Genomic DNA, 26,772 nt, shown 5'->3' on the forward strand with positions numbered 1-26,772 from the left:
ACAGGTCCGGTCTCACCCACAGCAACTATCTTGCATGGGATCGTGGTCAGCGTGGAGGCGGGGATCGATACGCCGAAGCGCTCGCTCCGATCAATCGCGTTTAAACCGCATGGGACCGCGGTAAGCGCTAAAGCGCTAACCGCGGTCGACATAGGAGACAGCTTCATGGCGATCAGCATCAGTCTGACGGTCAATGGCGCACCCGTGAGCGCCTCAGTCGACCCTGGCACCCTGCTTGTCCAGTTCCTGCGCGATCAACTCCGTCTGACCGGCACCCACGTCGGCTGCGATACCGCGCAATGCGGCGCCTGCACCGTGCATCTGAACGGCCGCGCGATCAAGTCCTGCAACATCCTCGCCGCGCAAGCCGATGGCGCCGAAGTCACGACCATCGAAGGGCTCGCGCACAACGGCGCGCTGCATCCGATGCAGGCCGCGTTCAAGCACTGCCACGGTTTGCAATGCGGCTTCTGCACGCCGGGCATGGTGATGAACGCGGTGTCGCTGGTGCAGCGTCAACCCGATCTGACCGGCGACGAAGTGCGCGAACAGCTCGACGGCAATCTATGCCGCTGTACGGGTTATCACAACATCGTCAAGGCCGTGCTCGAAGGCGCCGCGGGTATGAAGGCGTCCGCCGCATCGAGCGCAACTGCCGGCGCGAATGCCGCCGGCGCAACCGCCTGAGGAGCCGACGATGAACGCACCCGATACCCAGAGCCTGATCGGCGCCGCCGTCGAACGTAAGGAAGACTATCGCTTCCTGACCGGCAAAGGCCAGTACACCGACGACATCGTGCTGCCGCAGCAAACCTACGCGGTGTTCCTGCGCTCGCCGCATGCGCACGCGAAGATCAACAGCATCGACACGAGCGCGGCCAAACAGTCGCCGGGCGTGGTCGCGATCTTCACCGGCGCGGACCTGGCGGCGGAGAAGGTCGGCGGACTGCCGTGCGGCTGGCTGATCCATAGCACCGACGGCAAGCCGATGAACGAGCCGCCGCATCCCGTGATCGCGCATACGAAAGCGCGGCATGTGGGCGACCAGGTCGCGCTGGTGATCGCCGAATCGATCAAGGCCGCGAAAGATGCGGCCGAACTGATCGAGGTCGATTACGAAGAACTGCCGGCCGTCGTCGATACCGCGCATGCGGCCGACCCGGGTCAGGCGGCGGTGCACGACGAAGTGCCCGACAACGTCTGCTACAACTGGGGTCACGGCGACAAGGCCGCGACCGACGCCGCGTTCGCGAAAGCCGCGCACGTGACCACGCTCGACATCGTCAACAACCGCCTCGTGCCGAACGCGATCGAACCACGCGCGGTCAACGCGAGCTATTCGGCGCAGGACGATAGCTACACGTTGTATGTGGCGAATCAGAATCCGCACGTCGAGCGGCTGCTGATGGCCGCGTTCGTGCTGTCGCTGCCGGAATCGAAGCTGCGCGTGATCGCGCCGGACGTCGGCGGCGGCTTCGGCTCGAAGATCTTCCTGTATGCGGAAGACGTCGCGCTCACATGGGCATCGAAGAAGATCGGCCGGCCGGTCAAATGGACGGCCGAGCGCTCCGAGGCGTTCCTTTCCGACGCGCACGGCCGCGATCACGTGACCAAGGCCGAGCTGGCGATGGACGCCGACGGTAAGTTCCTCGCGATGCGCGTGCATACGATCGCCAACATGGGCGCCTATCTGTCGACGTTCGCGTCGAGCGTGCCGACGATCCTGTACGCGACGCTGCTCGCCGGCCAATACGCGACGCCCGCGATCTACGCGGAAGTGAAGGCGGTCTTCACCAACACCGTTCCCGTCGATGCGTATCGCGGCGCGGGCCGGCCGGAAGCGACGTTCGTCGTCGAGCGCCTGGTCGAAGCCGCGGCGCGCGAGATGAAGCTCGACCCCGCGGAAATTCGCCGCCGCAACTTCATCACGCAGTTCCCGTACGCGACCCCGGTCGGCCTCACCTACGACACCGGCGACTACAACGCGATTCTGTCGCGCGCGCTGACGCTCGCTGACGTCGAAGGCTTCGCCGCGCGCCGGCAGGAATCGGAAAAGAACGGCAAGCGCCGCGGCCTCGGCTACTCGTGCTACATCGAGGCATGCGGTCTCGCGCCGTCGAACATCGCGGGCGCCCTAGGCGCGCGCGCGGGCCTGTTCGAAGTCGGCCAGATTCGCGTGCACCCGACCGGTTCGGTCACCGTGTTCACGGGTTCGCATAGCCACGGCCAAGGCCATGAGACGACCTTCGCGCAAGTGGTCGCCGACCGCCTCGGCATTCCGCTCGAAAGCGTGGAGATCGTGCACGGCGACACCGGCCGCATCGCGTTCGGCATGGGCACGTATGGCTCGCGTTCGATCGCGGTCGGCGGCTCGGCAATCTCGAAGGCGCTCGACAAAATCGAAGCGAAGGCGAAGAAGATCGCCGCGCATCTGCTCGAAGCGTCGGCGGAAGACATCGAGTTCAGGAACGGCGTGTTTCGCGTCGCGGGCACCGACCGCACGAAGGCGTTCGCGGAAATTTCACTCGCAGCCTACGTGCCGCACAACTATCCGCTCGATGTGCTCGAACCCGGCCTCGAAGAAAGCGCATTCTATGACCCGACCAACTTCACGTATCCGTCGGGCGCGTACATCTGCGAGATCGAAGTCGATCCGGACACCGGCGAGAGCCGCATCCAGAAGTTCACCGCCGTCGACGATTTCGGCAACGTGATCAATCCGATGATCGTCGAAGGCCAGGTGCATGGCGGGCTCGGGCAAGGCATCGGCCAGGCGATGCTCGAGCGCTGCGTGTACGACAACGACAGCGGCCAGCTGCTGTCCGGTTCGTACATGGACTACGCGATGCCGCATGCGTCCGATCTGCCCGACTTCACGGTCGAGACCTCGAAGGGCACGCCGTGCACGCACAACCCGCTCGGCGTCAAAGGCTGCGGCGAAGCGGGCGCGATCGGCTCACCGCCGGCCGTGATCAACGCGATCATCGACGCGCTCGCGCCGCTTGGCGTGACCAATCTGCAGATGCCGGCCACGCCGCATCGCGTGTGGTCCGCGATTCAAGCGGCGAAGCAAGCCTGACCCAACGATCCTGAGCGGAGCATTCGACATGTATTCATTCGAGTATCAACGCGCGACGGATCCGCAAGCGGCCGCCGCAGCCCTCACCGCCGACCCGGAAGCGAAGTTTCTCGCCGGCGGCCAGAGCCTTCTGCCGACGATGCGCCTGCGTCTTGCCCAGCCGTCGCAACTGATCGACGTGACGCGCATTCCCGTGCTCAAGACGATCGGCGTCGACGCCAACAAGGTGACGATCGGCGCGGCCGTTTGTCATGCCGACGTCGCCGAGCATGCGGACGTGCGGCGCGTGTTGCCCGCGCTCGCGGAGCTGGCTTCGAATATCGGCGATCGCCAGGTGCGCGCGCTCGGCACGATCGGCGGCTCGCTCGCGAACAACGATCCGGCCGCGTGCTACCCGGCCGCCGCGATGGGGCTCGACGCGACGATCGTCACGGATCGGCGGCGCATCGCCTCGAGCGATTTCTTCGTCGGCATGTACGAGACCGCGCTCGAACCCGACGAGTTGATCGTCGCCGTCGAGTTTCCGGTGCCCGAGCGCGCCGCGTACGAGAAATTCCGCAATCCGGCCTCGCACTTCGCACTGGTCGGCGTGTTCGTCGCGAAGTCCGCAGGCGGTGTGCGGGTTGCGGTGACGGGTGCGGCGTCGTCGGTATTTCGCGTGCCCGAGCTCGAAAGCGCGCTGTCGGCGAACTTCACGCCCGAGGCGGCACGCGCGGTCAGCGTGTCGCCCGACGAGCTGAACGACGACATGCACGCGAGCGCCGCGTATCGCGCGCATCTGATTCCGCTGCTCGCCGCGCGCGCGGTCACGAAGGCAAATGCCTAGCGATACTCGCTAGGCGGCCCGGCTTGCCGCGCGAACATCGTGGCGCGCGCAAGCCGGCTTCGTTCCTTTCGCGAGCAGGCGCCTGCGTTCGACGCCGAGCTCGCGCCCATTGCGTTCTTCACTCGCGCCACGCCTTGTCATGGCCTGTCGCGCGCATTCAGGACCACCATGCAGCCGGCTTCGATCGACGACACCCTCGCCCAACTCGCCGCCCAAGGCTATTTCGCGAGCCGCGAACTCGCGACCGCGCTGTATCTCGCGCTGCGCATGGAGCGGCCGCTGTTCGTCGAAGGCGAGCCGGGTGTCGGCAAGACCGAGCTCGCGAAAGCGGCGGCCGGCATGCTCGGCACCACGCTGCTGCGGCTGCAATGCTATGAAGGACTCGACACCGCGAGCGCGCTTTATGAGTGGGACTACCCGCGCCAGATCATGGCGCTGCGGCTCGCCGAAGCGAGCGGCGAGCGCCCCGACAACGACACGCTGTATCGCGGCGAATTCCTGCTGAAGCGTCCGCTTCTACAGGCACTGATGCCCGACGAAAACCATCCCGGCGCGCGACGCGTGCTGCTGATCGACGAAATCGACCGCGCCGACGAACCGTTCGAGGCCTTCCTGCTCGAACTGCTTTCGGATTTCCAGGTATCGATTCCCGAATACGGCACCGTGCGCGCCGCACAGCCGCCGCTCGTCATCATGACGTCGAACCGCACGCGCGAAGTGCACGATGCGTTGAAGCGCCGCTGTCTGTATCAATGGATCGGCTATCCGGATCGCGAGCGCGAACTCGAGATCGTCGCCGCGCGCGCGCCGCAAACGTCGGCGCAATTGCAGCGGCGCGCGGTCGACTTCGTGCATCGGCTGCGCGGCATGGATCTGTTCAAGGCGCCCGGCATCGCCGAAACGATCGACTGGTGCCGCGCGCTCGAAGCGCTGTCGGTCACGGAGCTCGATCCGCAATCGGTACAGAACACGCTCGGCGTGCTGCTCAAGTATCAGGACGATCTCGCGCGCGTGGATGCCGCGCAGATCGCGCAGTGTCTGGCCGGGTGAGGGTCGTCGGCATGACGAACGACATCGGCATAGGCAGACGCGACGGCGCGAACCAGCAGTCGGGGCCCACGCTCGCGCGCAACGTCGTTCATTTCGTGCGCGTGCTGCGCGGCGCCGGTTTGCCGATGTCGCCCGCACAGGCCGTCGACGCGCTCGCCGCGTTGCAGTGGATCGATCTCGGCCGCCGCGACGACGTGCGCGCCGCGCTTGCCGCGCTGCTCGTCACCGCGCCCGACGAACGCGAGCTCTTCAATGCCGCATTCGATCTTTTCTGGCGCGACCCCGACTGGGAGGGCAAGCTGCGCGCACTGCTGCTGCCGAAAGTGCGCGACGGGCTGCCGCCGCCGAAGCGCAACAACCGTCTCGCCGATGCGCTCGCGGTACGCATGCCGCCGTCGCCGCATCTGAATGCGCCGCAAGAAACCGAGCAGCACGAGTTGCATGCTCAGTTGACGTTCAGCGCGGAAGAGCGGCTGCGTCATCGCGATTTCGACACGCTGAGCGCCGACGAATGGCGCACGCTGCGTCATCTGATCCGCGGCCAGCGGCTGCCGCTCGCCACCGAACCGACGCGGCGCCTGAAGGCGGCATCGCACGGCACGCACGCTGACCTGCGCGCGAGCGCGCGGCACGCGGTGCGCGCCGGTGGCGACTGGACCGTGTGGAAGTATCGCGCGAGGGTCGAGCGCAAGCCGCCGCTCGTGCTGCTGCTCGACATTTCCGGCTCGATGAGCAACTACTCGCGCGCGGTGCTGTACTTCTGCCACGCGTTGTTGCAGTCGCGCGAACGTCTGCAGGTGTTTCTGTTCGGCACGCGGCTCACGAACGCGACGCGCGCATTGCGCGAACGCGATCCCGACGTCGCGATCGCGACGCTCAGCGATCAGGTGGTCGACTGGTCGGGCGGCACGCGCATCGGCGCGGCGCTCGCCGAATTCAACCGGCGCTGGGCGCGCCGCGTGCTCACAGGTCGTGCAACGGTGCTGCTCGTCACCGACGGTCTCGATCACGAAGCGATCGACGTGCTCGATACCGAAATGGCGCGCCTCGCACGTTTCGCGCATCGCATCGTGTGGCTCAATCCGCTGCTGCGGTTCAGCGGCTTCACTCCGAAGGCGCGCGGCGTGCAGGCGATCCTGCCGTATGTCGACGCGCATCGTCCGGTTCATAATCTAGACAGTCTCGCAGCGTTCGGCCGCGATCTCGCGCAATTGACGCGCACGCCTCGCCACGCCGTCGCCGCGACGACACTCGCAGGAGCAACGTCATGGAATTGAGCGAAACTCATACGCTGCCGGTCGCGCAGCAGCAAACGTGGGACGCGTTGAACGACACGGAGATTCTGCGCGCCTGCATCCCCGGCTGCGAAAGCATCGACCCGGACGGCGAAAACGCGTACCTGGTCACGCTGAGCGCGGCGGTCGGCCCGGTCAAGGCGCGCTTCAAGGGGCGCATGCAACTGACCGACATCGACGCGCCGAACGCCTACACGATCGTGTTCGAAGGCCAGGGCGGAGCGGCCGGCTTCGCGAAGGGCAATACGCAGGTCACGCTCGAAGCCGACGGCGATGCCGCGACGAAGCTCTCCTACACCGCCAACGCGCAGGTCGGCGGCAAGCTCGCGCAGATCGGCTCGCGGCTCGTCGACGGCGCGGCGCGCAAGATTGCCGGGGAATTTTTCAAGCGCTTGAGTGCCCAGCTCTCGGGTGAGAATAGCGCTGATGAAGCTGCGGATGGCGACGCATCGGTGGATACCGAAGCCGAAGCTGCGTCTGCGTCCGCGTCTGCGCAAGCGGAATCGAACGACGCCGCGGACGAAGAGTCCGGCGGCGAAGCAAAGAAGGGGAAGAAATCATGGACAGCGTGGATCTCGAAGTTCTGAAGACTAGCGCCCGCTGGCTGGACGACGGACATCGCGCGCTCCTCGTGACGGTCGTGAAGACGTGGGGCTCGTCGCCGCGTCCCGAGGGCGCGATGCTCGCGGTGCGCGACGACGGCCTCGTGGTGGGCTCGGTGTCGGGCGGCTGCATCGAGGACGATCTGATCGACCGCGTACGGCAACAGGGCATCGAGCAGACGCATCCGGAAGCGGTGAAATACGGGATCACGGCCGAGGAAGCGCATCGCTTCGGGCTGCCGTGCGGCGGCACGATCCAGCTCGTGCTCGAACCGTTGACGCGGCAAAGCGGCATCGCCGAGTTGTGTCACGCGGTGGAGAACGGCCGGCTCGTCGCGCGTGAACTCGACATGGCGACGGGCGCGGTGCGGCTCGACAACGCGCAGGCGACCGACGGCGTGCATTTCGACGGTGAGCGTCTGCTGACGATCCACGGCCCGCGCTACCGGATGCTCGTGATCGGCGCCGGGCAGTTGTCGCGCTATCTATGCCACATCGCGGTGGGGCTCGATTATCAGGTGACGGTCTGCGATCCGCGCGAGGAATACACCGAGGAATGGGACGTGCCGGGCACGAAGATCGTCCGCACGATGCCGGACGATACCGTGATCGACATGAAGCTCGACGAGCGCTGCGCGGTGATCGCGCTCACGCACGATCCGAAGCTCGACGATCTCGCGCTGATGGAAGCATTGAAAACGCCGGCGTTTTATGTCGGCGCGCTCGGCTCGCGCCGGAACAATCACGCGAGACGCGAGCGTTTGAAGGAGTTCGATTTGAACGAAGCCGAACTGGCCCGTTTGCATGGGCCAGTCGGCATTTATATCGGCAGCAGGACGCCGCCTGAGATCGCCGTGTCGATTCTCGCGGAGGTGACGGCGGCCAAGAATGGCGTGTCGCTGCCGACGCTATTGCAGGTCGAAGGGGCGAAGGCTGCGCGGGAGATTGCGGCGTCGGGTGGCGCCGCTTGCAAAGTGTAGCCTGCCGCGTTCAACAAACCAGACGGAGGGCACCGGGCGTGCCTTCCGCGCTTACATCAAGCCGCAAAGCACCGCCGCGATCACTGATCCGCTCACCAGTACCACGCCCACCACGCGGCGTTTATTCAATTCGGTCCACAGCAGCACGCCGGTCAGCGACAGCAGAATCAGGCTGCCCGCGATCGTGTCGATCAACAGCACCCACCCGACGCTGAGACCGACGCCCTTGTGCAGATTGCTCAGCGTCGCAAAAAACGAGTTCCGCGTGTGCTTCACCGTCACGAAGCCATTGCCGACCCAGTACTCGGCCTGCACGCTCTGGCCCGGGCCCATGATGCCGACCTGCCATTGCTCAGGCTGAATCGTGCTGTGATCGCCCCACGCGACCGTATGGGCGGGCTCGCGCTTCGCGCGTCCAGGCTTGCCGTCGATCTTCAGTTCGCGTTGCAGCCACTTCGCCATCTCCCCCGGCGAGTGCAGCGGTTTCTCAGGCACCGCGATCTGCATTTCCTCGACCTGCGGCGCGCCCGTGGAAATTTTCAGCGGACCGGCGCGATGATTGAGCAGAAAGCCGGTCACGCCGAACATCAGCCCGAGCACCGCGCCCCACAAGCCGATCCAGCCATGCACATTGCGCAGCCACTTGATGAAGGTCGCACGACGCGAACGCTGCCGCCCCGGCGCCTGCTGCGCGGCGGCGCCCGGCGCGGGGACGCCCGGCGCGGCGACGGTAGGTTTCAGATCGATCGATTCAGGCGCGTTCAAAACGGACTCCGGGCTAGAGCGGTAAGAAGAATTCGAGTGAGAAGGCGGATCGGCCGGCTTGTGATCCGGGCGATCGCGTGAAGGGCTGGCTGGCGGTCACAGAGGAGAAGACTCGCGACAAAAAGCTTTCGATGCCTTTCAATTGAGAAACATTATCATTACACAATTAAGTGTTTTGCTCAATGTCGGGACGCTGTGGGTGCGCGGTGCATACCCGCCGGGCAATCTCCGAGTCGCTTCCAGATGCGCGCCAGCCGCTTGACATCCGCGCGGCGTGAAACGACGCTAGCTGGCGATGCCGTCAACCTTATCGTCCGGGGATACCTACCGTCATGCGACTCTGCCTCGTGGTCCTTGCCACCGCCAGCTGGCTGGCCGGCATTCATGCCGCGAGCGCGAGCATGCCGGTCAAACTGGACGACCCGTACACCAACGAAGGCGAGACGCAGACCTTCACCATCAACGCGGACGGCTCGTATGCGAAGCTCGATTCGATGACGCTGCGCGTGAACACCGAAGCCGGTGTCGAGCGGGTCGCGCAGCAATACGTCTGGTTCAACCGCAACATGGCCGACGTGCAGATCCTCGAGGCCTATACGGTCACCGCCGATGGTAAACGTCACGACGTAGCGCCCGAGCAGATCCGCGACGTGCAGGAAGTCCGTTCGTTCGACGCGCCGATGTTCCAGGACATCCAGGAAAAGGTGATCGTGTTCCCCGCGGTCGAACCCGGCGCGCGCGTGCATCTGACGTACCGCAAGACGCAGCGGCAGCCGATCGTGCCTGGAGAATTCAGCGACTTCACGCCGCCCGACCTCGCGCCGACCCGCGACTTCCGCCTGATCTACGACCTGCCCGCTGACAAGCCGTTGTACGCGGACGCGCGGGGCTTCAGCGCGGTGACGCCCATCACGCGCGACGGCCGCACGCGCTACGAATTCCGCTACGACAAGGCGCATTTCGACCGGCTCGAACGCGGCTCGATCGCGTACGTGTCGTACGGGGATCGGCTGATGGTGTCGACGTTTCCGAGCTATGCCGCGTTCGCCGCGTCCTATCGCAGCTCCGCGGCCGACCCGGGTACGCACGACGCCGCGATCACCCAGCTCGCGCAGCAGTTGACCGCGCACGATCACACCCCGCGCGACAAAGCCAAAACGCTGTACGACTGGGTTCGCCGCAATATCCGCTATGTCGCGATCTACGTCGGGCGAGGCTCCGTCGTGCCGCACAGCGCGAGCGCGATCCTCGCGAACCGCTATGGCGATTGCAAGGACCACGTCGCGCTCTACGGCGCGCTGCTCGACGCGGTCGGCGTGCGCAACCAGCCGGCGCTGATCAGCAGCGGCACCATCTACACGCTGCCGAGCGTGCCCGGCTACGGCGTCATCAATCATGCGATCACGTGGCTGCCCGATTTGCAGACGTACGCGGATTCGACCGCGTCGAACGTCGAGTTCGGTTTTCTGCCTTCATCCGACATGAACCGTCCCACCGTGTTGATCGACGACGGCGTGCTCGCGCAAACACCGGCCACCGCGCAGATGTCGCGCAGCACCGATCTCGCGATCAAGATCGAACCGGACGGCTCGGCGAGCTTCACGTATCGGCTGCAGGATGCCGGACCGCATGCCGAGCAGGCCCGCGCGCGGCTACGCACGCAGACGCCCGGGCAACGAGAGGAATCGATCCAGGCCGAGTTGCGCAACGCGAATCTGCGCGGCACCGCGACGCTGACGACGAGCGACCTCAGCGCGGTCGACGGCCCGCTCACGCTGACGATGAAAGGCACGCTGGAAAGTCTCGTGGTGACCGGCATGACCGCATCGATCCCGGCCTTGACGAGCCTCGGCGGCGGCGTCGAGGCCGATACGCGCTACTGGCTCGGCGAACGCAAGCGCACGCAGCCGTTCCTGTGCCACAACCTCGCGATCCACGAACGCGCGCGCATCGAACTGCCGGCCAACTTCCGCGTGCTCGACATGCCGGAGGCGCAACGCACGCAGGACCGCTTCGTCGATTTCACGTCGGGGTACACGTTCGATCCGCTCAGCAACGTGGTCACGATGACGCGCGACGGCGCCACCCATTTCGACAGCGACGTCTGCACGCCCGATGATTTCACGCGCATGCGTCCCGCGATCGAAGCGATCGGACGGGACGTGCGCGCGGAGGTGATCGTCAGATCGACGCTGGTGGAGTCGTCGAACGTGGCGTCGCAGGCGCCTTGATCGTCAACGCGTCAAACCGGCCACAACGGCCCTTCCTGCATTGCGCCGATCTGCTCGCGCATCTCGAGGATGCGGTCCTCCCAGTAGCGCTGGGTGTTGAACCATGGAAACGCGGCCGGAAACGCCGGATCGTTCCAGCGGCGGGCGAGCCAGGCCTGATAGTGAATCAGCCGCAACGTGCGCAGCGCTTCGATCAGATACAGTTCGCGCGGCTCGAACTCGCAGAAATCCTCGTAGCCGGCGAGCAGATCGGCGAGCGCGCGCGACGCCTCCGCGCGTTCACCCGGCAGCAGCAGCCACAGGTCCTGAATCGCGGGACCCATGCGGCTGTCGTCGAAATCGACGAAATGCGGGCCCGCATCGGTCCACAACACGTTGCTCGGATGACAGTCGCCGTGCAGTCGCAAGGTGCGAATCTCGCCGGGCCGTTCGAACGCAAGCGCGACGCCTTCGAGCGCGAGATTCACGACGGTTTCCCACGCGGTGCGCAGGTCGTCGGGCACGAAACGATGCGCGAGCAGGAAGTCGCGCGGCTCGTAGCCGAACGTGTCGATGTTCAGCGCGGGACGTTCCGCGTAGTCCTGGGTTTGCCCGATCGCATGAATGCGTCCGATGAAACGTCCGAGCCATTCGAGCGTGTCGCGCCGGTCGAGATCCGGCGCGCGACCTCCGCGTCGCTCGAAGACCGAGAAGCGGAAACCGTCGAAGCTATGCAGTGTGTGGCCATCGAGAATGCGCGCAGGCACGGCCGGAATCTCGCGCGCGGCGAGTTCGGCGACGAACGCGTGCTCTTCGAGAATCGCCGCGTCGCTCCAACGCTCGGGACGATAGAACTTCGCGACCACGGGCGGACCGTCTTCGACGCCGACCTGATACACGCGATTTTCGTAGCTGTTGAGCGGCAGCAGACGGCCGTCGGTCCGCACGCCGGACGTTGCGAGCACGCCGTCGATCGCGTCCAGCACGGTTTCCGGCGTGAGCCGCGCGAACGGCACGGCGCCATCGGCGCCGGCCTCAGGATGGAAATTATCGGGAATGGTGTCGTTCATGCCCCGCATTGTGCGCCGCGCCGCGGCTAAAGACGAGGGCGACGGCTCGCAATGCGTGCGTGGCATCGCTAGAAATACGGGCTGATTTGCGGCGCGCCGTGAATCGACGCGCGCATCGACCCGCAGCGATGCTGGCGAGCCGATCTCACCTTACAACATCACTACAGCCCACTCCTGCGTGTCACACCACGGCAATGAGCAACAGGTAAGCCTCTCGTTCAATGCGTCTGCGCGCCGGCCGGACGTATCAGGTCGCCGGTATCGATCAGATCTTCGAGGAAAAAGGGTTCGGTATTGAGCTGCCGCGATGCGCCGGGTTCGCCGGCGTACCACGCCACCATCGCCATGTCGCCAAGAATGCGCATGACGATTCCGCGCGCGCCTTGCGGCACGGCGATATGTACCGATCGGACAATGGAACCGACTTGCATGATAATTCCCCGCTTCCCTTAGCCGGCTTTATGATTTCACGCCGGTCGAGGTGATGATAAAAACGCCGCTTCGCATTGGACGTTGCGTGCGCACTTGATCTGTCGCGCGCATGGCGCGTGAGAGGTTCGAGTCATTGTTCCCGCTTTGAGGGGCTTTGGGAAGGCGAATAGAAGGCTTTCACCAGTCGTTTCGCCCTATTCCCATTACGCTGCGCACAGCCGATGATCTCGGCGTCAGACGTCGTAATGAAGACCATCATAAACCCTGCCGGGGGAGACATCAAAAACGTGCATTACCAGAACGATCTGCCAGATGCGAGTGAGGCGCAGCTTCGCACCTGCCTTTGCGCCGACCGGCGCGCCTGCGTTTCCGATCCGCGCGGCGCTAGTGCCGCTGATTTCATTCGACTGCGCTAGTCATGTGGATCGTTCGTCTCGCGCTACGGCGCCCCTATACGTTCGTCGTGCTGGCGTTGCTGTTGCTGATCGTCGGGCCACTGACGATTCTGCGCACGCCCACCGACATCTTTCCGAACATCGATATTCCGGTGCTGTCGGTGATCTGGTCGTACAACGGCCTGCCCCCCGACGAAATGGAGCGGCGCATCGCGCTGAACTACGAGCGCGGCTTGTCGGTAGCGGTCAACGATATCGAACACACGGAATCGACGTCGCTGAACGGCATCACGGTCATCAAGATCTTTTTCCAGCCGGGCGCGAATATCGACGAAGCGCTCGCGCAGGTCACCGCTCTGTCGCAGTCGCAGGTGCGCTCGCTGCCGCCCGGCATCACGCCGCCGTTCATCCTGCGCTACAACGCGTCGACGGTACCGATTCTGCGGCTCGCGTTGTCATCCGCGTCGCTGACCGAGCAGGAGCTGTTCGACTTCGGCAATAACTTCCTGAAGACGCAGCTCGCCACCGTGCCGGGTGCATCCGCGCCGCTGCCGTATGGCGGCAAGCAACGGCAGATCATGATCGATATCGATTCGCGCAAGCTGCAGGAGCGCAATCTGTCGCCGATGGACGTGGTCAGCGCGGTCTCCGCGCAGAACCTGATTCTGCCTTCTGGCACCGCGAAAATCGGCTCGACCGAGTACTCGGTGGTAATGAACGGCAGCCCCGATTCGCTCGCCGGGCTGAACAACATTCCGATCCGCACCACCGCAAACGGCACCGTCTATATCCGCGACGTCGCACACGTGCGCGACGGCTACCAGCCGCAGACCAACATCGTGCGCGTGAACGGCCAGCGCGCCGCGCTGCTGACGATCAACAAAAGCGGCAACACGTCCACGCTCGATATCGTCGAGCGCATCAAGACGATGATGCCGACGCTGCGCAATCTGGTGCCGCCGTCGCTGAATATCGACCCTGTCGCCGACCAGTCGCTGTTCGTGCGTGCATCGGTGGAGGGCGTGCTGCGTGAAGCGCTGATCGCCGCGTGCCTGACGGGCCTGATGATTCTGCTGTTCCTCGGCAACTGGCGCGCGACGCTGATCATCGCGGTATCGATTCCGTTGTCGATGATCACGTCGATCATCGCGTTGTCCGCGCTCGGCCAGACGATCAACATCATGACGCTCGGCGGGCTCGCGCTGGCGGTCGGGATTCTGGTCGACGATGCGACCGTCGCGATCGAGAACATCAGCCATCAGCTCGAACAGGGCAAGACGCTGGAACAGGCGATTCTCGACGGCGCGCATCAGATTGCAATTCCGACGCTCGTGTCGACGTTGTCGATCTGTATCGTGTTCGTGCCGATGTTTCTGCTCACCGGTGTCGCGCACTACCTGTTCATTCCGCTCGCCGAAGCGGTGGTGTTCGCGATGCTCGCGTCGTACTTCTTCTCGCGTACGCTCGTGCCGACGCTCGCGAAGTATCTGCTGCGCTATCACCACAAGCCCGCTGATCTGCATCACGCGCCGGCGCAAACGCGCAATCCGTTCATGCGCGTGCACTATGCGTTCGAGCGCGGTTTCTCGCGTTTGCGCGAGCGCTATCGCAAGTTTCTCGAAGCGCGTGTGGCGCGACCGGGTCTGTTCGTCACGCTGTTTCTCGTGTGCTGTGGCGCGTCGCTGCTATTGCTGCCGTTTATCGGCCGCGACTTTTTCCCCGCCGTCGATGCCGGCACGATCGCACTGCATATGCGCGCAAAAACCGGCATGCGGGTCGAGGAAACCGCGGTGCTGACCGATCGAGTCGATGCGCGCATCCGTCAGCTGATTCCGGCCGGCGAACTGCATTCGATCATCGACAACATCGGCCTGCCGGTGTCGGGTATCAACCTGTCGTACAGCAACACGGGCACGATCGGCACCTCCGACTCGGACATCCTGATCACGCTGAATCCCGAACATCATCCGAGCGCCGGCTATGTGCGCACCTTGCGGCGCACGCTCACCGACGAATTCCCCGGCGTGCAGTTCGCGTTTCTGCCGGCCGATATCGTCAGTCAGACGCTGAACTTCGGCATGCCGTCGGCGATCGATATCCAGATCGTCGGCCGTGAGGTAGCCGCCAATCGTGCGTTCGCCGCGAAGCTGCTGAACCGTCTGCGCACGGTGCCGGGTCTCGTCGATGCGCGCATCCAGCAGCCCGCCGATCTGCCGCGGATTTTCATCGACGTCGATCGCACGCGCGCGCAGCAAGCGGGCTTTTCGCAGCGCGATATCGCGAGCAATCTGCTGATCACGCTGTCGGGCAGCCAGCAGACCACGCCGACGTTCTGGCTCAATCCGCGCAACGGCGTCAGCTACAACGTGATCACGGAAGCGCCGCAATACACGATCGATTCGCTGCAATCGCTCGCGAACATTCCGTTGAACGCCAACGGCCGCAACAACATTCTCGGCTCGCTCGCGACGATGCGCCGCGAAGCCAGCAACGCGGTGCTCACGCACTACAACGCGCAAACCACGATCGACATCTACGGCACCGCCGACGGCCGCGACCTCGGCGGCGTGTCCGACGACATCCGCAAGATCATCGACGAATCGAAAGCCGAGCTGCCGAAGAGCTCGACGATCGAACTGCGCGGCCAGGTGCAAACGATGAACGAGTCGTTCTCGGGCCTGCTCGCCGGTCTGCTGTTCGCGGTGCTGCTCGTGTATCTGCTGATCGTCGTCAATTTCCAGTCGTGGCTCGATCCGTTCATCATCATCACCGCGCTGCCGGGCGCGCTCGCGGGCATCGTGTGGATGCTGTTCCTCACCCACACCACACTGTCGATCCCTGCTCTCACCGGCGCGATCATGTGTATCGGCATCGCGACCGCGAACTCGATTCTGGTGATCAGCTTCGCGCGCGAACAGCTGCTGCTGCACGGCGACGCGACCCGCGCGGCGATCGAAGCGGGCTTCACGCGTTTCCGCCCGGTGCTGATGACCGCGCTCGCGATGGTGATCGGCATGGTGCCAATGGCGATCGGTCTCGGCGAAGGCGGCGAGCAGAACGCGCCGCTCGGACGCGCGGTGATCGGCGGGCTCGCGGTCGGCACGCTGGCCACGCTGATCTTCGTGCCGGTGGTGTTCTCGATGATCTATCGACGGCTCGCGGCGCGGCATCAGCGTGCCGCGGAACACGTGGTGCAGAAGCCATGAACATCCAGCACGCGATGACCGTACCAACTGGCACGCGCAACATGCGATGCCACGACACAAGAGGCAGCCTCGACTGCCCATGCAATTTCGAAGGGGAAGCTTGATGGAAGCGCAACGTCCCGGCGGCTCGGGTTCGGGTTCGGGCTCTGGCTCTGGCGGTCATGCCGCGCATGATCCTGCGAAAGCGCGACGCACGCGCCTCATCATGATCGCCGCCGCCGTCGCGGTGCTCGCGCTCGCCGCGCAAGGCATCTGGTCGCGCCACGATGCGCATGCGGCGCTCGAACGCGATGCCGAGCACACGAGCCAGATGAGCGTCGAAGTCGTGCAGCCGCAGAAGTCGTCGGCCGGGTTCGATCTGACGTTGCCCGGCAACGTGCAGGCCTTCCTCGACACGCCGATCTACGCACGCACCAACGGCTATCTGAAGAAGTGGTACGCCGACATCGGCGCGCGCGTGAAGAGCGGCCAGTTGCTCGCGGAAATCGACACGCCCGAAATCGACGACCAGTTGCGCGCCGCCCGCGCCGATCTCGCGAACGCCGAAGCGAATTACGCGCTGGCGAAGAGCACCGCGGATCGCTGGACGGATATGTTCAGAAGCCAGTCGGTGTCGAAGCAGGAGACCGACGAAAAGGTCGGCGACATGCTCGCGAAAAAGGCCACGCTCGACGCCGCGCGTTTCAACGTCGCACGACTCGAAAAGACCCAGTCGTTCCAGAAGGTCTATGCGCCGTTCGACGGCACCGTGACCGCGCGCAACGTCGACGTCGGCGCGCTGATCGACGCGGGCAGCTCGGGCGGTCCCGCGAAGGAACTGTTTCATGTCGCTCAGGCGGACCGACTGCGGGTCTATGTGAACGTGCCGCAAGCGTACGCGCAGCAGGTGCGCGCGCAGCAGAGCGCGTTTCTGACGCTGACCGAGATGCCGTCGCGGCACTATCCGGGCACGGTCGCGCGCACCGCCGGCGCGGTCGATCCGCAGCAGCGCACGATGCTCGTCGAAGTCGACGTCGACAATCGCAGCGGCGAGCTGTTGCCGGGCGCGTACGCGCAGGTGCATTTCGCGCTCGGCGCGGGCACGGCGTCGTTCACGCTGCCGGGCAACGCGCTGCTGTTCCGCCCCGACGGCGTCAAGGTCGCGACCGTCGATCCGCAGCACAGGGTGAAGCTGCTGCCGGTATCGCTCGGCACGGATTTCGGCACGCGCGTCGCGATCGTGGCGGGCTTGCAGGGCAACGAGCAGGTGATCCTGAATCCGCAGGATTCGATCGTCGATGGCGCACCGGTGCGCATCGTGCCGCGCAAGGCGGAAGACGGTCCGGCTTCGGAAGGCGCGGCTGCAGCCGCCGGTGCGACCGGCGCGGCGGCCAGCTCGCCGGCGGCGCGAGCCGACGCGCGGCCGGGCGCGAGGACGTGATGATGAAGATGTCGGTTTTGCGGCGCATGCTTGCGTCTTCGGCTGAATTCGCGCGCGGGTCGGCGAGCGTTTCCATTCGCGCCCCGGCAGTCGCGCTGGCTCTCGCCGGCGCGCTCGGCGCCTGCACCGTCGGCCCCGACTACGTGAAGCCCGCCGCCGTCACGCCCGCGACCTGGCGCGAACTCGAGGGCACCGGCTGGAAGCCCGCGCAACCCGCTGACACGCTCACGCGCGGCGCGTGGTGGCGCATCTACGGCGACGCATCGCTCGATGCGCTCGAACCGCAGGTCGCGAGCGCGAACCAGGACGTGCAGGCCGCCGAAGCGCGCTTTCGCGCGGCGCGCGCGAGCGTCGCGCAATATCGCTCGCAATTCTTCCCGGTGGTCACCGCGGGCGTCCAGTATTCGCGCACGCGGACCTCGGAGAACGTGCTGCATAAATCGACCGCCGGTCTCGCGCTGAACGACTATCTGGTGCAGGTCGACGCGTCGTGGGAACCGGACCTGTGGGGCCGCGTGTCGCGCAGCGTCGAAGGCGCGAAGGCTGGCGCGCAGGCGAGCGCCGCCGACGTCGACGCCGCGCTGCTGTCGATGCAGGCCGAGCTCGCCACCGATTACTTCGAGCTGCGCGGGCTCGACCAGGAGCGCCGACTCCTCGACGACACGATCAAGGCCTACCAGCAGGCGCTCGAACTGACGCAGCATCGCTACGCCGGCGGCATCGCGACCGATGCCGACGTCGCGCAGGCACAAGCGCAGCTGAAGACGACCCAGGCGCAGGCGCTCGACCTCGGCGTGCAGCGCGCGCAGCTCGAACATGCGATCGCGATCCTGATCGGCGAGCCGCCGTCGAGCTTTACGCTGCCGGTCGCGCCGCTCGTCGCGGTGCCGGTCGTCGCGGCGACCGGCGTGCCGTCCGGCTTGCTCGAGCGGCGTCCCGATATCGCTGCGGCCGAGCGGCACGTCGCCGCGATGAACGCGCAGATCGGCGTGGCCACCGCGGCGTTCTTCCCGAATCTCGTGCTGGCCGTGACGGGCGGACTCGAGGCGACCAACTACAGCCAATGGCTGCTCGCGCCGAGCCGGCTGTGGTCGCTCGGGCCGACGCTCGCGGGCACACTGCTCGACTTCGGCGGCCGCGCGGCCGTCAAGGAGCAGGCGCGCGCGCACTACGACGAAAGCGTCGCGCAATATCGGCAAACGGTGCTGAACGCGTTCGGCCAGGTCGAGGACAATCTCGCCGCGCTGCGCGTGCTGGAACAGGAAGCGGCCGCCCAGGACGACGCGGTCGCGGCCGCGCGGCGCGCGCTCGCGGTCGTGTCGGACCGCTACCGGAACGGCGCGATCACCTATCTCGACGTGGTCGTCTCGCAGACGACCACGCTCACCAACGAGCGCAACGCGGTGTCGATCGCGCGCCGCCGGATGGCCGCGAGCGTCGCGCTCGTGAAGGCGCTCGGCGGCGGCTGGGATACGTCGGGACTGCCGGGAGACGATGCGATCGGGCATCCGACGTCCGCGACTTCGGGTGCGACGCAGACGCCGGCGCCGGCCAACGACGCCGGCGCGCACGGCTAGCGCCCAGAGAGGGGCGCGCGACATGCGAGGCGTGAAGGGCGCGCGCGTTGCCCACGTCACGGGCTCGAAGCGAGTTTTCAGCGTATCCTTAACGCCTTTCGCGCGTTTCCGTGTGACCCAAGGAGTTCTGTTGTGACCCTGCCGCCGCAATCCCAGCGGACTGCATCTGCCGTTCCCTCCCCCGTTGCAGCTTCAGTTGCTTCCACCCGCACCGCCAGCGTGTCGGACATCCCCTATCTCGAACGCGGCTCGCGCGCGTACTGGCGCGCCAGCCTCGCGCTGCTGTTCGCCGGTTATGCGACGTTCTCGCTGCTTTACTGCGTGCAACCGCTGCTGCCGTCGTTCTCCGAAGCGTTCAACGTGACGCCGGCGCAAAGCAGTCTGTCGCTGTCGCTATCCACCGCGGCGCTCGCGCTGGCGATTTTCGTCGCCGGTTTCGTCTCCGAGGGTTGGAGTCGGCACAAGCTGATGACGCTGTCGCTGACGGTGTCGTCGGTGCTGACGATTGGCGTATCCGTGGCGCCGCACTGGAATCAGCTGCTCGTGCTGCGCACGCTCGAAGGGCTCGCGCTCGGCGGCGTGCCGGCCGTCGCGATGGCCTATCTCGCCGAGGAAGTGCATCCCGACGGTCTCGGTCTCGCGATGGGTTTGTACGTCGGCGGCACGGCGATCGGCGGCATGGCAGGGCGGGTGATCACCGGCGTGGTCGCGGATCTGTTTTCATGGCGCGTCGCAGTCGGCACGATCGGCGTGCTCGGCCTGCTGTCGATGCTCGCGTTCCGCGCACTGCTGCCTCCATCGCGCCATTTCGTGCCACGCCGCGGGCTCGGCTTCGCGCATCACCGCACGCTGCTGTTGCGGCAGTTCACGCGACCGGGCTTGCCGCTGCTGTTCCTGCTCGGCTTCGTTCTGATGGGCAGCTTCGTCACGCTGTACAACTACATCGGCTACCGGCTGCTCGCGCCGCCGTATCGGCTGAATCAGACGGAGATCGGCGCGATCTTCATCGTCTATCTGGTCGGTGTGGTCGCGTCGCCGTGGTCCGGGCGCATGGCCGATACGTTCGGCCGCGCGCGCGTGCTGATCGGGAGCCTGCTGCTGATGGTGTTCGGCCTCGCGCTGACGATGCTGCATCCGCTCGCGGCGGTCGCGACCGGCATCGCGTGCGTGACGTTCGGGTTCTTTGCCGGGCATTCGGTCGCGAGCGGCTGGGTCGGGCGTCTGGCGAAAGACGCGAAAGGCCAGGCCGCGGCGCTGTATCTGCTCGCGTACTACATCGGCTCGAGCCTGGTCGGCTCGTATGGGGGCCACGTGTGGGCCGGTCATGGCTGGAACGGGGTCGTCGGGCTGGTCGGTGCGCTGCTCGTGATTGGCTTGATCGCGGCGAGGCACTTGCGCGGACGCGAATAGCCGCACGCAGTCACCGAGCCCGCGTGGATCGGCGGAAAAACGAAAGGCTTGCGTAAGCGAACGCTCGATATTTTCCGCCATGTTTTGTTGCGCCGCGCCAATCGCCGCACGCCCGTCGCGCCGGGGTTCAGCAAGTTGCGAATACGCGCCGACACGTAAGCTCGCGCGCTCGCGCCGCTCCATCCGTCTCCTATACTCGATTCGTGCACTGGTACTGCATGATTTCAAAGCCGCAGCCCTCTGCCGGAACGACATAGCATCCATCCTGCATGGGAGGAGACGAAGATGACGTACTTCACGATCGGCGATTTCATCCTGGTCATTCCGATGGCGTTAGCGGGTGCGCTATTCGTCGGCGCGCTGCCCTGCAAAACCGAGTTGCGACACAACGCGCTGCGTGTGCTGGGCGCGCTGATCGGTGTGATGTGCGCGGTGGCGCTGGTCGAGGGTCTGCCGGCGCTCGTGTAGCGGCGCGGCGCGAAGTACCAACGAAAAAGCCGCACGCTGAGCGTGCGGCTTCGTTTTGCCGTTCGTTTGGTCCGCCTGTTGCGCAGACGGCTCCCCTCACGCGATCAGATCGCCTGGTCCGTCGATGGCTTTTCCCACAGGTTGATCCCGCCTTCGGTCGCATAGCGATCGATTTCGGCGAGTTCGTCGGCCGAGAACGCGAGGTTCTTCAGCGCGCCGACGTTCTCGCGCACCTGCTCCGCGCGGCTCGCGCCGATCAGCACCGACGTCACGCGCTCATCGCGCAACGCCCATGCGAGCGCCATCTGCGCGAGGCTCTGACCACGGCGCTGTGCGATGTCGTTCAGCTTCCTCACGTGTTCGATGTTCTGCGGGTTCAGATGCTCGTCTTTCAGCGAACCGCCGCCCGGCTTGTTGACGCGCGCATCGGCCGGCACGCCGTTCAGGTACTTGCCGGTCAACAGCCCTTGCGCGAGAGGCGTGAACGCGATCGCGCCCGCGCCGACTTCGGCGAGCGTATCGAGCAGATCGTGTTCGATCCAGCGGTTCAGCATGTTGTAGGACGGCTGATGGATCAGCAGCGGCACCTTGTATTCGGCGAGCAGCCTGGTCATTTCGCGGGTCTTCGCCGACGAGTACGACGAGATGCCGATGTAGAGCGCCTTGCCCTGCTGCACCGCGCTCGCCAACGCGCCCGCGGTTTCCTCGAGCGGCGTGTGCGCGTCGAAGCGATGCGAATAGAAGATATCGACGTATTCGAGGCCCATGCGCTTCAGGCTCTGGTCGAGACTCGCGAGCACGTACTTGCGCGAGCCGCCGCCCTGGCCGTACGGACCCGGCCACATATCCCAACCGGCCTTCGACGAAATCAGCAGCTCGTCGCGATACGGCTTGAAATCGTCCTTGAACAGACGGCCGAAATTGGTTTCCGCGCTGCCGTACGGCGGGCCATAGTTGTTCGCCAGATCGAAGTGCGTAATGCCGAGGTCGAACGCCGTGCGCAGGATGTCACGCTGCGTCGAGATCGGCGTGGTGTCGCCGAAGTTGTGCCACAGGCCGAGCGACAGCGCCGGCAGTTTGAGACCCGACTTGCCGCAGACGCGGTATTGCATGTCCGAATAGCGTTCTGAAGCTGCTTCGTAAGCCATTGCTAGTGTCCTTGTCGATGAGATCGCCCGAGAATTGCGGGCGTGAGGATTCGCGCGTTGCGGGAGGCGTGCTGCTCGGGGATTTATTGTCGTGATGTCGCCGTGGTGCGGCTAGACCGCTATGTTAGCCAATCGACGCGGCGCTTGCAGGCACCCAGTATGCGGGATGGACGAGCACGCGCGGCTCACCTACACTCTGGCCGGTTCAAGTTGATGGGAGGTGCAGATGGCGAAGGCGATTTCGATCGCGCTGATTGTCGGCGGCATCGTGCTGCTGTATTTCGGCGGGCAGGCGTTCAATTCGGTGAGCAGCGACGTGTCGCGCTTCTTTACCGGTTCGCCGAGCAACAAGGCGATCGTGCTGATCGTCGCGGGCGTGGTGGCGACGCTCGCCGGGCTGACGGGAATTGCGATGTCGGGGCGCAAGCGCTGAGCGTCCGCACGAGGCCCACGACGAAAATAGCTAGAACGCGATCTCGGGCTTCGCGGCCGAGCGCGTGCCGGGCAGCGGCACGTTGCTTACGCCGTGATAGGTGAACACCAGCGAGAACTTCACCTGATCGCTGAGATTCTTGCCGGCCGAGTGAAGCGTGTTGCAGTGGAAGAACACCACGTCGCCGGTCTGCAGCTCCGGCGACACCGCGGTGCGGATCGCCGCCTCGTTCTCGGCGAGATCCGTGCGGAAAAATTTCGCTTCGTCGAAACGGTCGGACGTGAAGGCGGCGCCGTGCGAGTGCGGCACGAACCATAGCGCGCCGTTATCGATGGTTTCCGGGCCGACCGCGAGCCACACCGACACCAGGTCGTCGCGCTCGAACGACCAGTAACGCACGTCGCGATGCCAGCCGGTCAGGCTGCCGTATGCGGGGTGCTTGGTCATCATGCAGTTGTGATGCGCGCGCGATAGTCGCGGCTCCTCGCCAAAATACAGTTCCATCCAGCCACGGATTTCGGGCGCGGTCGCCCATTGCGCGAACGCGGGGTGACGGCCGTACGCGTCGAGCAGGCGCCGCACCGTATGTCCGCCCGGCGCATCTTTCGACGACGGCGCGCCCGGATATTTCAGATCCGCTTCGAATTCGATCGGCGCCGTCGCTTCCTGCAGTTGCCGCTGTGCGATCCGCTTCAGCTCATCGCAACGCTCGGGCGACAGGAGTCCTGGCACGACGACAAAACCCTGCTCCCGCAACGTTTGAATCTGCTCTTTCTTCGAATGGAGTGACATGGCGTTCCGTTAACGTCGACTAACTGATGTTCGATTGTAAAACGGGCGCGATCGGGGTGCGTTGTTTCGCGGCGCGCCAATGCACCGGTATCAGGCGTGCTGTGCACCCGCGCCGCACATTCGCTGGGCAACTATGCACGTAAATTGCCCGTCAAAAGTGAGACCAGATTGTTGTTGGCGACGATTCGATCCTGAGGGAATTCGATCTCGCAGGGTAGTAACCCGACTTTCTGACGTCACGATTCCCGTGTAGCCTGCTCGCATGTCGATCGCCGCTCACGCAGTTTTCTTTTGTGCGCAGGCCGTCAAGGCTCGTGCCGTCGGTTTCTTCGCGTTGTACCTTCGCTGCGCTGCGCGCCGTGTTTCGCGTCGCGACCTCCCGCGATACGAGCCGCACCGAATATCCGGCTTTCAGGCCGTCCATCGCAACCCCGTCATTGGCACATATGGTGCTGTTTGTCCGTGCACATCCGATGCACGCGCCGACGTGCGGTTCATTGCCTAAATGTGAAGCCATGCATACTCTTTTGAGCAACCGTCTTACCCGCGCCGCGCTGAAAGCGGCGCGTCCCGCGCGCCGTCATATGATGCGGGCGCTGCGTCACCATGCCGCGCGCACCCGCGCGCTCGGCGAGCAGTGGCGCGACGCGAAGGCCGTCGACGGCTTTCGCACCTGGTTCCATACGTTCTTCTCGGCGCTGCGCCAGCAGAGCGGCACGCGCCGTCTGTCGCTGCGCACATTGCTGCGCAAGCCGACACCGTTGCACCTCGCGGTCGCGAAACACGCGCCGGCGGTGCGCACGCCTGCGAGCCGCCGACCGCGTCGGCTGTCGACGAGCAGCGGCTGGTGGTTCGCGTTTGCGTTTGCGAGCCGCTGAGATTGCTGGGCCGGTGAGTTGCTGTTGCGCGTTGAGTGGCTAGTGCAAGACTTCGAGCGCGACCGCATCGTTACGCGATCGACGGACGAAGAAAAACCCCGCCCGGCTCACGCCGGCGGGGTTTTTTTGCTTTCAGGTAACGATCGACTCGCGCTGGTTACGCGCTAGTTACGCGATTGCCGCGACCGGCTCGGTGCCTGCCGCTTCGGCGAGTGCGAGCGCCTTGTCGGTGGCTTCCCACGTGAATTCCGGCTCTTCGCGGCCGAAGTGGCCATACGCCGCGCTCTTCTCATAGACCGGGCGCAGCAGGTCGAGCATCTGGATGATGCCCTTCGGACGCAGGTCGAAATGCTGACGCACGAGTTCCGTGATCGTCGCATCCGACACGCGGCCGGTGCCGAACGTGTTGACCATCACCGAGGTCGGCTGAGCGACGCCGATCGCGTACGACACCTGGATCAGGCAGCGCGACGCGAGGCCCGCGGCCACGATGTTCTTCGCGACGTAACGGCCGGCGTAAGCTGCCGAGCGGTCGACCTTCGACGGGTCCTTGCCCGAGAACGCGCCGCCGCCGTGCGGTGCCGCGCCGCCGTATGTATCGACGATGATCTTGCGGCCCGTCAGACCGCAATCGCCCTGCGGACCGCCGATCACGAAGCGACCGGTCGGGTTCACGAGGTACTTGATATCACCCTTCATCAGCTCGGCCGGCAGCGTCGGCTTGATCACTTCTTCGATCACCGCTTCGCGCAGCGTGTCGAGCTCGATGTCCGGCGCGTGCTGGGTAGACAGCACGACCGTGTCGATCGAATGCGGCTTGCCGTCGACATAGCGCACGGTCACCTGCGACTTCGCATCCGGACGCAGCCAGGGCAAACGGCCGTCGCGGCGCAGATTCGCCTGACGCTCGACGAGACGGTGCGACAGGTGGATCGGCAGCGGCATCAGTTCCGGCGTTTCCTCGCACGCGTAACCGAACATCAGACCCTGGTCGCCCGCGCCTTGATCGAGGTTGTTGTCGTGCGCGCGGTCCACGCCCTGGGCGATGTCCGGCGACTGCTTGTCGTAGGCGACGAGCACCGCGCAGCCGCGGTAGTCGATGCCGTAGTCTGTGTTGTCGTAGCCGATGCGCTTGATCGTGTTGCGCGCGATCTGGATGTAGTCGACGTTCGCGGTGGTGGTGATTTCACCGGCCAGCACGACGAGACCCGTGTTGCACAGCGTTTCGGCCGCGACACGCGAGTACTTGTCTTGAGCGAGGATGGCGTCGAGGATCGCGTCCGAGATCTGGTCCGCGACTTTGTCGGGATGGCCTTCGGAAACGGATTCGGAAGTGAAGAAGTAGTCGTTTGCCACGTTGCAGACTCCTGTTAGTGGTTACGGTTGCGTTCCACGTAGCCGACTTCGGGAGTCTGAAGCGGCGACGCTTTAGCGGATTACCTTAACCGATGGACGCTTGACTCATGGAAACCCATGGACCGCACCCGCCGGCTTCGCCCCGCAAGTTGTCTATTAACTCGGCGAAGCCCTTATTATAGCGACTTCCTTTGAATGTCACAGAGTGTCCACGAGTGCGGTATCACGCCAATTTTTCCGCTCCCCGCAATCCCGCCCCTAGCAGCGCCGTGCGCCCGGAGGCTGCATGCTGAGCAGCTACGGCGCGAAGCTCGCGGTCGGGCTGCTCAAACTCTTTGCGTTGTTGCCGTATGGATTCGTCGCCCGTCTCGGCGACGGGCTCGGCTGGCTGCTCTATCAAATCCCGAGCCGTCGCAAGCGCATCGTTCATACGAATCTGAAGCTGTGCTTCCCCGACTGGAGCGACGAGCGCCGCGAGGACGTCGCGCAGAAGCACTTCCGTCACGCGATCCGCAGCTATCTCGAGCGCAGCGTGCAGTGGTTCGGCTCGGCGAAGAAGCTCGAAAAGCTGATCCAGCTCGACAGCGCAATCGATCTGACCGACCCGAACCTGCCGCCGACGCTCTTTCTCGGCTTTCACTTTGTCGGCATCGAGGCCGGTTCGATTTTTCTGAACTACTCATTGAAGCGCCAGTGCGGCTCGCTGTATCAGCCGATGTCGAATCAGGAGCTCGAGGCAGTCGCGAAAGCGGCGCGTGCGCGTTTCGGCGCGGACATGGCAAGCCGCGCGGACAGCGCGCGCGTCGTACTGCGCTGGCTGCGCGAACGCAAACCGGTGATGCTCGGCGCGGACATGGACTACGGCGCGCGCAATTCGACGTTCGTGCCGTTCTTCGGCGTGCCGACTTGCACGCTGACCGCGGTCGGCCGTCTCGCTAAGGTCGGGCACGCGCAGGTGGTACCGTTCATCGGCGAAGTGCTGCCGAACTACAAGGGCTACCGGCTCAAGGTCTTCAAGCCTTGGGACAACTATCCGACCGGCGACGATGACGCCGATGCGCGACGCATGAACGAATTTCTCGAAGAGCAGATTCCGCTGATGCCCGAGCAGTATTACTGGGTGCACAAGCGGTTCAAGACGCGGCCGCCGGGAGTGCCTGGGGTGTATTGAAGATGGCGCTGGGACCCGGCTCCCAGCAGTCGGAGCACGTCGATGAGTGCACGTGAGGCGGCATCCAGGCTCCTTGCCCGCCATACCGTTTCCGATGGGCCAACGTGTATCATCTGCTATTGGCCCAGCACGGCTCGAAAGGGTGATTCACCCAACAGCCGGCAAGGCCCGGATTTTCGGCTCCGCCCGCACGCGCGAAGCCCTACGCA

Annotated in this window: 23 protein-coding genes; 17 read left to right on the forward strand and 6 right to left on the reverse strand. The window is 65.1% G+C overall.

The features are described 5' to 3' along the window. Positions 1 to 165 precede the first annotated feature (165 nt). From QFZ91_RS14240 to QFZ91_RS14270, 7 genes are all read left to right on the forward strand, one after another. Positions 166 to 687 carry a (2Fe-2S)-binding protein gene (locus QFZ91_RS14240; RefSeq protein WP_429567593.1) on the forward strand — a complete coding sequence of 174 codons (522 nt, stop codon included), beginning with the start codon at positions 166 to 168 and terminating at the stop codon, positions 685 to 687. 10 nt (positions 688 to 697) lie between these two features. Further along, complete coding sequence (locus tag QFZ91_RS14245) at positions 698 to 3,079, forward strand: xanthine dehydrogenase family protein molybdopterin-binding subunit (protein WP_429567594.1); 2,382 nt, start codon at positions 698 to 700, stop codon at positions 3,077 to 3,079. Between the two features lie 28 nt (positions 3,080 to 3,107). Continuing rightward, positions 3,108 to 3,905, forward strand: a complete 798-nt coding sequence (locus QFZ91_RS14250; RefSeq protein ID WP_429567595.1) for an FAD binding domain-containing protein — start codon at positions 3,108 to 3,110, stop codon at positions 3,903 to 3,905. Between the two features lie 168 nt (positions 3,906 to 4,073). Continuing rightward, positions 4,074 to 4,955 carry an AAA family ATPase gene (locus tag QFZ91_RS14255; RefSeq protein ID WP_176109790.1) on the forward strand — a complete coding sequence of 294 codons (882 nt, stop codon included), beginning with the start codon at positions 4,074 to 4,076 and terminating at the stop codon, positions 4,953 to 4,955. An 11-nt stretch (positions 4,956 to 4,966) separates the two neighbouring features. Continuing rightward, on the forward strand, positions 4,967 to 6,232 hold the full coding sequence (locus tag QFZ91_RS14260) for a vWA domain-containing protein (RefSeq protein WP_429567596.1): 1,266 nt from the start codon (positions 4,967 to 4,969) through the stop codon (positions 6,230 to 6,232). Next, on the forward strand, positions 6,223 to 6,837 hold the full coding sequence (locus QFZ91_RS14265) for a CoxG family protein (protein ID WP_429567597.1): 615 nt from the start codon (positions 6,223 to 6,225) through the stop codon (positions 6,835 to 6,837). Before QFZ91_RS14260 ends, QFZ91_RS14265 begins: the two co-directional genes overlap by 10 nt. Beyond that, positions 6,810 to 7,832, forward strand: coding sequence for an XdhC family protein (locus QFZ91_RS14270; RefSeq protein ID WP_176367392.1), 1,023 nt, complete (start codon positions 6,810 to 6,812; stop codon positions 7,830 to 7,832). The genes QFZ91_RS14265 and QFZ91_RS14270 overlap by 28 nt, the downstream gene beginning before the upstream one ends. Positions 7,833 to 7,883: 51 nt before the next feature. On the opposite strand, the gene QFZ91_RS14275 is transcribed toward QFZ91_RS14270, so the two are convergent. Continuing rightward, on the reverse strand, positions 7,884 to 8,597 hold the full coding sequence (locus tag QFZ91_RS14275) for a PepSY-associated TM helix domain-containing protein (protein WP_429567598.1): 714 nt from the start codon (positions 8,595 to 8,597) through the stop codon (positions 7,884 to 7,886). A 332-nt stretch (positions 8,598 to 8,929) separates the two neighbouring features. On the opposite strand from QFZ91_RS14275, the gene QFZ91_RS14280 reads away from it, so the two are divergent. After that, positions 8,930 to 10,828: a DUF3857 domain-containing transglutaminase family protein gene (locus QFZ91_RS14280; RefSeq protein WP_429567599.1), complete on the forward strand. Its 1,899-nt coding sequence runs from the start codon at positions 8,930 to 8,932 to the stop codon at positions 10,826 to 10,828. A gap of 11 nt (positions 10,829 to 10,839) precedes the next feature. Here QFZ91_RS14280 and QFZ91_RS14285 read toward each other — a convergent pair whose 3' ends face one another. Both QFZ91_RS14285 and QFZ91_RS14290 read right to left on the reverse strand, forming a co-directional pair. Further along, entirely contained in the window at positions 10,840 to 11,877 is a 1,038-nt protein-coding gene (locus QFZ91_RS14285; protein WP_429567600.1) for a serine/threonine protein kinase, read from the reverse strand. 218 nt (positions 11,878 to 12,095) lie between these two features. Then, a complete protein-coding gene (locus QFZ91_RS14290; RefSeq protein ID WP_013088095.1) occupies positions 12,096 to 12,308 on the reverse strand; it encodes a hypothetical protein in 213 nt (70 codons plus the stop codon). Between the two features lie 246 nt (positions 12,309 to 12,554). On the opposite strand from QFZ91_RS14290, the gene QFZ91_RS14295 reads away from it, so the two are divergent. The 6 genes from QFZ91_RS14295 to QFZ91_RS14320 all read left to right on the forward strand — a co-directional run bounded on the left by QFZ91_RS14295 (position 12,555) and on the right by QFZ91_RS14320 (position 20,785). Then, positions 12,555 to 12,725, forward strand: a complete 171-nt coding sequence (locus QFZ91_RS14295) for a hypothetical protein (RefSeq protein ID WP_429567601.1) — start codon at positions 12,555 to 12,557, stop codon at positions 12,723 to 12,725. Positions 12,726 to 12,727: 2 nt separating this feature from the next. Then, positions 12,728 to 15,910, forward strand: a complete 3,183-nt coding sequence (locus QFZ91_RS14300; RefSeq protein ID WP_429567602.1) for an efflux RND transporter permease subunit — start codon at positions 12,728 to 12,730, stop codon at positions 15,908 to 15,910. A gap of 103 nt (positions 15,911 to 16,013) precedes the next feature. After that, positions 16,014 to 17,330: an efflux RND transporter periplasmic adaptor subunit gene (locus QFZ91_RS14305; protein WP_429567603.1), complete on the forward strand. Its 1,317-nt coding sequence runs from the start codon at positions 16,014 to 16,016 to the stop codon at positions 17,328 to 17,330. Between the two features lie 8 nt (positions 17,331 to 17,338). Next, entirely contained in the window at positions 17,339 to 18,907 is a 1,569-nt protein-coding gene (locus QFZ91_RS14310; protein ID WP_429568645.1) for an efflux transporter outer membrane subunit, read from the forward strand. A 219-nt stretch (positions 18,908 to 19,126) separates the two neighbouring features. After that, positions 19,127 to 20,317, forward strand: a complete 1,191-nt coding sequence (locus QFZ91_RS14315) for an MFS transporter (protein ID WP_429567604.1) — start codon at positions 19,127 to 19,129, stop codon at positions 20,315 to 20,317. 285 nt (positions 20,318 to 20,602) lie between these two features. Next, positions 20,603 to 20,785, forward strand: coding sequence for a hypothetical protein (locus QFZ91_RS14320; RefSeq protein ID WP_008923386.1), 183 nt, complete (start codon positions 20,603 to 20,605; stop codon positions 20,783 to 20,785). Between the two features lie 104 nt (positions 20,786 to 20,889). Here the strand turns inward: QFZ91_RS14320 and mgrA are convergent, their stop codons facing one another. Continuing rightward, positions 20,890 to 21,933, reverse strand: a complete 1,044-nt coding sequence (mgrA, locus tag QFZ91_RS14325; protein WP_429567605.1) for an L-glyceraldehyde 3-phosphate reductase — start codon at positions 21,931 to 21,933, stop codon at positions 20,890 to 20,892. Between the two features lie 226 nt (positions 21,934 to 22,159). Between mgrA and QFZ91_RS14330 the strand changes: the two genes are divergently transcribed. Continuing rightward, positions 22,160 to 22,366, forward strand: coding sequence for a DUF3185 family protein (locus QFZ91_RS14330; protein WP_152851698.1), 207 nt, complete (start codon positions 22,160 to 22,162; stop codon positions 22,364 to 22,366). Positions 22,367 to 22,396: 30 nt separating this feature from the next. On the opposite strand, the gene QFZ91_RS14335 is transcribed toward QFZ91_RS14330, so the two are convergent. Beyond that, positions 22,397 to 23,158 (reverse strand): phytanoyl-CoA dioxygenase family protein, encoded by a 762-nt coding sequence (locus QFZ91_RS14335; RefSeq protein ID WP_429567606.1) that lies wholly within the window; start codon positions 23,156 to 23,158, stop codon positions 22,397 to 22,399. 515 nt (positions 23,159 to 23,673) lie between these two features. Between QFZ91_RS14335 and QFZ91_RS14340 the strand changes: the two genes are divergently transcribed. Continuing rightward, positions 23,674 to 24,036 (forward strand): hypothetical protein, encoded by a 363-nt coding sequence (locus tag QFZ91_RS14340; protein WP_429567607.1) that lies wholly within the window; start codon positions 23,674 to 23,676, stop codon positions 24,034 to 24,036. Between the two features lie 168 nt (positions 24,037 to 24,204). On the opposite strand, the gene metK is transcribed toward QFZ91_RS14340, so the two are convergent. Then, positions 24,205 to 25,392, reverse strand: a complete 1,188-nt coding sequence (gene metK, locus QFZ91_RS14345) for a methionine adenosyltransferase (RefSeq protein ID WP_368716807.1) — start codon at positions 25,390 to 25,392, stop codon at positions 24,205 to 24,207. A 286-nt stretch (positions 25,393 to 25,678) separates the two neighbouring features. Between metK and QFZ91_RS14350 the strand changes: the two genes are divergently transcribed. Further along, entirely contained in the window at positions 25,679 to 26,563 is an 885-nt protein-coding gene (locus tag QFZ91_RS14350; RefSeq protein ID WP_176109805.1) for a lipid A biosynthesis lauroyl acyltransferase, read from the forward strand. Positions 26,564 to 26,772: the final 209 nt, after the last annotated feature.

The organism is Paraburkholderia sp. JPY419 (genome assembly GCF_050435705.1).
GTDB classification, from domain to species: domain Bacteria; phylum Pseudomonadota; class Gammaproteobacteria; order Burkholderiales; family Burkholderiaceae; genus Paraburkholderia; species Paraburkholderia youngii.